The 7,531-nt window shown below is 42.6% G+C and carries 7 protein-coding genes; all 7 read right to left on the bottom strand.

Annotated features, from left to right (window positions below; translation table 11 throughout):
- Window positions 1-407: 407 nt before the first annotated feature.
- The gene (locus PLA23_RS08300; protein ID WP_324331764.1) at window positions 408-1,115 is read right to left on the bottom strand and encodes an ABC transporter ATP-binding protein; all 708 of its coding nucleotides are present in this window, start codon (window positions 1,113-1,115) and stop codon (window positions 408-410) included.
- Window positions 1,097-2,038, bottom strand: a complete 942-nt coding sequence (locus PLA23_RS08295; RefSeq protein ID WP_324474836.1) for an ABC transporter ATP-binding protein — start codon at window positions 2,036-2,038, stop codon at window positions 1,097-1,099. The genes PLA23_RS08300 and PLA23_RS08295 overlap by 19 nt, the downstream gene beginning before the upstream one ends.
- Window positions 2,035-2,841 (bottom strand): ABC transporter permease, encoded by an 807-nt coding sequence (locus PLA23_RS08290; RefSeq protein ID WP_324474835.1) that lies wholly within the window; start codon window positions 2,839-2,841, stop codon window positions 2,035-2,037. The genes PLA23_RS08295 and PLA23_RS08290 overlap by 4 nt, the downstream gene beginning before the upstream one ends.
- A gap of 23 nt (window positions 2,842-2,864) precedes the next feature.
- Window positions 2,865-3,833 (bottom strand): ABC transporter permease, encoded by a 969-nt coding sequence (locus PLA23_RS08285; RefSeq protein WP_324474834.1) that lies wholly within the window; start codon window positions 3,831-3,833, stop codon window positions 2,865-2,867.
- A 16-nt stretch (window positions 3,834-3,849) separates the two neighbouring features.
- On the bottom strand, window positions 3,850-5,397 hold the full coding sequence (locus tag PLA23_RS08280; RefSeq protein ID WP_324474833.1) for an ABC transporter substrate-binding protein: 1,548 nt from the start codon (window positions 5,395-5,397) through the stop codon (window positions 3,850-3,852).
- A 481-nt stretch (window positions 5,398-5,878) separates the two neighbouring features.
- Window positions 5,879-6,655 carry an ATP-binding protein gene (locus PLA23_RS08275; RefSeq protein WP_324474832.1) on the bottom strand — a complete coding sequence of 259 codons (777 nt, stop codon included), beginning with the start codon at window positions 6,653-6,655 and terminating at the stop codon, window positions 5,879-5,881.
- 16 nt (window positions 6,656-6,671) lie between these two features.
- Window positions 6,672-7,531: class I SAM-dependent methyltransferase (locus PLA23_RS08270; RefSeq protein ID WP_324474831.1), on the bottom strand; the 860-nt coding region annotated here is incomplete at its 5' end.

The raw sequence follows: 7,531 nt of genomic DNA, 5'->3' as shown, positions 1-7,531 counted from the left end.
ATAATTTCTATAATATCAAGAGTATCCCCCAGATAATGCTTAATGAATTTAAAGATAACCGGAAGGCTGGTAAGCGGCTTATCAAGGATTCAGAAGGGACATTGATTGGATTGTCGGGAATGTCCTTCTTCCTTCTTGATTCATTATCCGCTAAGGACAGGCACTGACAGGCACTATTACATGCTCTATGGGACCCTTACCAGCATGGGTTTGCATGGAACAACCGATTCAGAAAGGGATAGCTTCTTACCAGGTTGGAGGAGTTCGCACTATTGAACTATCTGATTTAGATAAAGAAGCAATAAAAACCGGTATGGGGAAAGATTAAAATCAGATGCAGATAGGGAAGAGATGAAGAAGACCTTAGAGTTAAAGACGTAAAATGTTAGTAAATTGTATTTTTGAATTTATTTATTACCGAACTGTTCATCCTGAAAAATGTGTCCATCTTTCAAAAATATTAAACGATCAGACATGAAAGATAACACCTCCCGGTCATGAGAAATGAATAGATAGGATATTTTTTCTTTTTTCTTTAAATCTTTTAGTAAATGGAGGATCTGTGCCTGTACTGATATATCCAGACCGGATGTCGGTTCATCAAGAATTAATAACTCCGGTTTCAGGAGTAAAATCCGTGCAAAAGCGAGCCTTTGTGCCTGACCTCCTGAAATCTCATGTGGATACCGGTTGAGGATTTCAGGATGAAGTCCGACGGTTGTGAGTAAAGTAGTCATATCTGACCCGGCCAGCTGCATATTATACAAAGAAGCAACGCGATCAAAAGAGGTGCCAATTTTTTTTACCGGATTAAATGTACCTTGGGGATCTTGAAACAGAATCTGAATTTTTTGTCGGATTTTCTTTTTTGTAAGATTATCTTCTGTAAAAATATTTTTTCCGTGAAACAGGATCTGTCCCGAATCAGGATGTTCGAGCCCGGCCAGAAGACGAGCCAGTGTACTTTTCCCGCATCCGGAAGGACCGCATAATCCCAGAGTTTCACCTTCCTGCAGGGTAAAAGAGCACAAATCCAATATTTTATGAGTTGTCTCGAAAAGCCCCTTCCGGTATGTTTTTTGGATGTCTCGTGCCTCTAGCAGAACAGATGACATCTGACCATCCTCCCGTTCTTATTGAGTAACTCCAGATTGTTATTGCATCTTTCGGATGCATACGCACACCGGTCCTGAAACCGGCATCCTGATGGCATATTCGCATAGGAAGGGGCCGAACCAGGGATTCGAATAAACCCATTCTCTGGCAGGCTTTTGAGAAGTCCCCTGGTGTATGGATGCATAGGGCTTTGTAAAATATCTTGTGTTTTACCAGATTCAACAATCTCTCCAGCATACATGACCAGTAACTCTTCAGAGAGATCTTGTGCAAGGCAGATATCATGAGTAACAAGTAATAATGTCCTGCCTTCATCTTTAACCTTTAATAGGCTCGATTTCACATCAGATACTCGTAATGAGTCTAATCCCTTCGTAGGCTCATCAGCAATTATCAAATCAGGAAGGAGTGAGAGAACAACCGCAGTAACCGCACGCTGATTCATTCCTCCGGAGCAATGACAGGGAAAAAGACGGGCTGCCTCATTCGGATGAGAAAATCCTACATTGCGTAAGGTGGTTAAAATATGGTCTTTTCTTTTTTTCTCCGGTACTACCTGATGATTTCGTAATGGTACGTCAATCTGCCTGTAAATCCGGTAGGTGGGATTTAGGGCACGGTCAGGACTTTGAAATATTATGCCAATCTGCCTTCCGCGAATGGCATTCAACTCTTCCAGAGACAGACTATACAAATCCTTTCCTTTGAACTGCACTGAACCTGTAACTAATGCGGTTTCTGGCAGAAGTCTAAGTATTGCATGGGCGATTACTGATTTACCACACCCGGATTCTCCAATGATTGCCGTACAGATGCCATAATCCAGCTGGCAAGAAAATCCGGTCACAGCCCGAATCGTATCACCATTCGTCTGAAACGTGACAGAAAGATCCGAAACCTGGAGCAAGGGATTTTTTTTCATTCCACCATGGTCTCCTGTCCGGGCTTTTCATAGACCATACCGATTCTGATAAAGGAGATTATCGCTCCACTAATACAAATGGCAGGAGGAAGAAACCACCACCACATTTCTCTGATAAAACCACCATGAGTAAATGCATCTGAGATCATCCTTCCCCAGCTGTTCATCGTTGGGTCCGAAAGTCCCAGAAAAGAAAGCGATGCTTCTGATATCATTGCTCCCGTAATTGTGAGCATAAATTTGGGAAGAAGAACCGGAAAGATGACAGGTACGATATCGGAGATCAGTATCTGGTACGAGGAAAATCCCAGAGATCGTGCCGACAAGACATGGCCGGAAGTACTCATCTGCAAGGTACGTGCCCTGACCACACGGGCTGTTGTCTCCCATGAAAAAAAACCGAGGATGAGAATAAGAATCCAGATGCTTGGCCTTAAAAATGCAGAAATAAGAATGATTGCAGGTATTTTTGGAATGATAAGGACGATATCGGTAAGGGCCATAAGAAGATCATCAATCCAGCCCCTGAAATATCCACTGACAAGCCCTGTTGCAGTTCCTATGAAGATTGAAAAACCTCCCGCACAAAATCCGATAAGAAGTGAAATCCGTGCAGCATAAATAAGAAGGCTGAAGATATCATACCCCATATCATCGGTTCCGAGAAAATGAACGGTATCCGGATCCATATACGGGATGAATCGTTTATTCTCCGGAAAGGGTGCGAATACTTCAGGAATTATGGCGAGTATGAAAAAAAGGGTAATAACCCCGATACAGAGGTATAATGAGATATCCTGCAAGGTTCTCTTACATCTCCCCCTTTTCATTCGTTCCTCCCGGTCCGTGGATCCAGCACAATACAGAGAATATCTGAGAGAATGTTAGCCATAATGACAAATACGGATATCACTAAAAAGGATCCGGTCAGTACCGGATAATCCCGGGAAAGAATTGCATCATAGATAAGACTTCCCATACCGTTTAATGAAAACACGATCTCGATGAATAAGGCACCTGAAAAGAGGAAACCAAAGTCCAGTGCGATGAGTGTAATAAGGGGAATTATAGCATTTTTCCTGATATGTCCGGAGAGTATGTCTTTTTCAGGTATCCCCAGTGATCTCACAAACTGCGGATATAACTGGCATTTCTCTGAGAGGACCGCTCCTCTCATGATTAAAAAATTCCGTGATGCATAAAAGACTGTCAGGACTGAGATCGGTAGAACAAGATGATGAATGATACTGGTTATATCAAACGTATCGTAAAATCCCTTGAGTGGGAACCACCCAAAGTGATACACGAAGATAACCAGAACGATAAGACTGAGAAGATACGGAGGTGTTGAGGATATGAGTACCGCCCCGGCAGAAAGGAAATGGGCCCACCATTTTTCGCTCTCCCATCCGGCTTTTTCTCCAGGTCCAACACCAATGATTATTCCACACACTATTGCAATCCCGATATAGAGCAGGGTCCAGGCTGCCCGGTCAATTAGAAGAGAACTCACCGGTGCGTGCATATGAAAGGAATATCCAAGATCCAACTGATAAAGTTTCATGCAATATACAAAAAATTGCTCATGTAGAGGAGAATCAAGGCCGAATGCACTCCGGAGTTCAAGAATTTTTTGCGGAGAGAGGTATACATCCTCACCGACAAGATTTGCGATCGGATCTCCTGGCATCATCCGTGGGAGAAGAAAGACCACCAGGAGAATAATGACAAAAGAGAAGAGGTATCTGAAAATTTTCCGGATAAGATAATGAAATGATAAAAAAGAGGCTCCCATGGATAAACCTGATGTATCAGGCTACAGGTTTTACCCCGGTTAAGGTAAATTCATTCATGATACCATAGAGGGGATTTGAATACCAGCCGGTGATCTTCTTGTTGTATGGGGTAATGTCGTTCTTCCAGTAGAGAGGGATTCCAGGAAGATTATCGGCATAATAATTCTGGACATCCTGTGCATATCTGTTTAACAGAGTCGTATCTGTTGTTGCCAGGATATTATCACACAGCTCAAGAAATACCGGATCGTCAACCGTGTGAAGAACGCCCTGCCCAGTTCTCCGGCTGTCAAAGTATCCGGTTGCCCAGTTCGCATGCATCAGCATTCCCCAGGGGGTCGTTCTGGTCAGGGTAATATCATAATTATACGTATCTTTTAATTCGAACCAGGTATTGTCTTCAACTGAGCGTATCTCAACACCAATTCCAACTTTTTCAAGATATTCCTTCACAAGTTCAGCTTCCCTGCTGTATGCATTCCTGATTAAGAGATCCAGAACAATATCCTTTCCATCGTTTCCTTCGACGATTCCATTCCCATTCGAGTCTTTGTATCCTGCACTTTCAAGCTTTTTCTTTGCAGTTTCAGGATTATATTCCATTGCCTGTGTACTTATGTAACCGTCCATAGCCGGTGGGATGAATCCACGGTTTGGTACTCTTCCATATCCCAGAGTTGCAATGTTTACCATTTCCTGATAATTGATAGCATAACTTATTGCGTCTCTGAAGGATATGTCGGATAAAGGTTCTTTTTTCAGATTAAATCCTAAAAATGTCAATCCTGATGTGGGTTTTTCAAGGATTTCAAAGGTACCTGATGACTTTAATGAATCAACTGCAGCATAAGGATAGGAAGATGCGTATTTCCAGTAGGTGTCCATAGCACCGCTTTCAAGTGCTTTTGCTGCAGCGTCTTCATTCTTAAACCAGCTGATCTCAACGGCATCATATGCCGGAGATGTTCCCTTCCAGTAAGGATTTCGCTTGAAAATTACCTTTCCTGCATTCAAGTCCACGTTATCCAGGTAAAATGGCCCTGCACCCACATATGGACCGGTACTGGTATATTCATTCGGGTTTTCAACAGACTCCCAGATATGTCTGGGCAGAATGCTGTATGATGTGAATTCGAGAGCCAGATTTGTATACGGTTTATTAAAGGTGAACGTAACTTTATTTCCATCAACTGCAGTATCGGTCAGTGTTTCTCCAATCCATCCTGCATTGGGTACACTCTTCCCATACATCTGAATTGAGAATGCCACATCATCACCGGTGACCGGAGTACCATCGCTCCAGAACTGGTTTTCTTTTATGTAAAATGTCCATTGCGTATTATCAGATGATACTTCATAATGATCTGCAAGAAGGCCGATAAGTTTTCCATTTTGATCCATCTGCATGAGAGGTGGATTTGATATATGGTTAAAGAGGCCCAGGGTATAATCTCCAATGAAAGCAGGTGACTTGACTTCATTGGTTGTTGCAACTCGTAAAATTTTTTCCTCAGCCATCACTGGTAAACAGCAGCATGCGAGAATTGCAGCGGTTAATACCATCAGTGCGAATCTGCTCTGCAAAATTTTTTTCATGGTTAATAACTTAATTAGTATTAAAAATATATAAAAAATTATTATTTGTATTTACGTAAAAATGAATGGCGTGTCTGATATTAAAAAACTCTGGAGGGTAGCTAAAAGCCCCTCTTTGATGATCGCTAATTTATGAAGTATTTACTAACCCCAATTTGTTGTAAGGGGGCATTTAGCCATTATCTCAATTATGTATCTCCGGGGTTTTCATTCCGGTTGATCAGATGCCTGTAGCTGGCCAGATGATAGCCCTCATTTCACCTCACATACTTTACCGATATTGCACGGTTTTCGTATACCGGTACCGGAAGTTTTCCGATTGTTTTTGATCTTGGAATGCTCCTGACCTTCACAGTGATTCTGATAATGGCCAGTGTGGTTCTCCACAAGAAAACCATGCCACTCCGGATATAAATTTTTTTAAAAAAGAAATATCTTCCTTGGATTTTCACGAACTATTTATCCCGGAGATGATAGTCTGGATAATTGGCATAATTGACTGTGCTGAACTTGCGATATCCTTCCCGGTAAGACCTGCTGACAGGAGGTTCTGGTTCATTGGGATTTCTCCGATGATTTTGTCTGCTGGGAGATTTTTTCTCATCTGGTTACTGATTTCCGGGGTGATTTTATTGAGAACAAAGTACATTGGAAGATTCAGGGACGCTGTCATATCTGCTGCCTTTTTAGCGAGAAGGATTGATTCATACGATGGATCAAGAACCATCAGAACTGCATCTGCTCCTTCCTCTATGCCCCGGCCAAAATGTTCTAATCCTGCTTCGGTGTCGATAATCACCATCTCATTATCGGAGAGTTTCAGATTTTTCAGGAATTGTTTTGCGACAAAACCCATGGGACAGGCACATCCTTCTCCGGCATGATGTATCTTTCCTATGGAGAGAAGTTTCACGTTTCCGTTTTCTGCAATGCAGGCAGGGGGAATGTCCTGGAGCCTCCATTCCTGGTCAAATAACTTCAGATTCATCATCCCCTCAGAACTATTCATGGCAGATTTCATCTTTCCCATCAGTTCCAGTTTTCCTCCCATCTGGTCCATAAGATCAGTCGGGTGATTTACGCCTAGGAACCGGTGCAGTCCAAGGTTCGATTCATCGGTATCGACGACCATGACTGTTTTGCCTTTTTGTCCATAATGCTGTGCCAGAAGAGCAGTCAGAGTACTTTTTCCGCTGCCACCTTTTCCACAAACAAGCATCTTCATCGTAATCAAATCTTCGTTAGTTTTTTCGTTGATCCAGTTTTGGAAATTGATTTGTATCCCACCATATGCAGACCCGGGTGGTCATACCATTTTCAATGACTGCATGTTCGTCAATTGTAATTTTATCAGCCAGATACTCCCTGATTAGTGGTTCATAATTATCAGAACATCCAATCTGTCTTCTCATTTCAGATACTGCATGGTCTATGGATTGGTATTTTTTCTGATATTTCATCTCATGGACCGTCATATTCGGGTAGATCCCTTTCTGATACAGCACATTGAACAACACATCTGATTTGGGTCCATGCGAGTATGATTCGTTGTGTATTTTTGGCCATAACCGTTCCATATGCCGTTCCCATGGGGTTGTTCCCGCAAACCAGAAAAGCCAGATCTGGCCGTCTGATACCGCCTGCATCTTATCAATGGCACCACTGATATCCGGCATCCCGAGGGAATACGAAGCAATGATAATATCAAAGGGGCCTGCGAGATCTGAAGAAATATCAACATCTTCCCACCGTTTTGGAAGAATAGTAAGATTGCTTATGTTCAAATCCGCTGCCTGATCCTTCATGACCTCAACCATTCCGGTGGAAGGTTCCACGGCAGTGACATGTCCAGCCCTTTGTGCAAACGGAATGGCAAGGGTTCCTGGACCTGCACCAATATCAAGGATACGACTTTCTCTGGTAATCGGGAGACGGGATAATACCTGTTCTATCCGTTCAGGGTTTTCCCTGGACATATTCAAAAATTCAAGGGCCCGCTCCTTTGAATCCCAAAGTGATGCGCAATCACCAACTTCTTTGAGTCTGCTCGATGCTTCATACTGTTCAGTCCATATTTGAGCCCAGTTTATCATTTCTAACC

The organism is Methanospirillum sp. (assembly GCF_035406105.1).
Classification (GTDB): domain Archaea; phylum Halobacteriota; class Methanomicrobia; order Methanomicrobiales; family Methanospirillaceae; genus Methanospirillum.
The sequence above is the reverse complement of the archived record's forward strand: the minus strand, read 5'-3'. Positions and strand labels throughout refer to the sequence as shown.

Coding starts and splice junctions, on each gene's coding strand:
- PLA23_RS08280 (WP_324474833.1), bottom strand. CDS start 5,397: ATGGTATTAACCGCTGCAATTCTCGCATGCTGCTGTTTACCAGTGATG.
- PLA23_RS08295 (WP_324474836.1), bottom strand. CDS start 2,038: ATGAAAAAAAATCCCTTGCTCCAGGTTTCGGATCTTTCTGTCACGTTT.
- PLA23_RS08275 (WP_324474832.1), bottom strand. CDS start 6,655: ATGAAGATGCTTGTTTGTGGAAAAGGTGGCAGCGGAAAAAGTACTCTG.
- PLA23_RS08285 (WP_324474834.1), bottom strand. CDS start 3,833: ATGGGAGCCTCTTTTTTATCATTTCATTATCTTATCCGGAAAATTTTC.
- PLA23_RS08300 (WP_324331764.1), bottom strand. CDS start 1,115: ATGTCATCTGTTCTGCTAGAGGCACGAGACATCCAAAAAACATACCGG.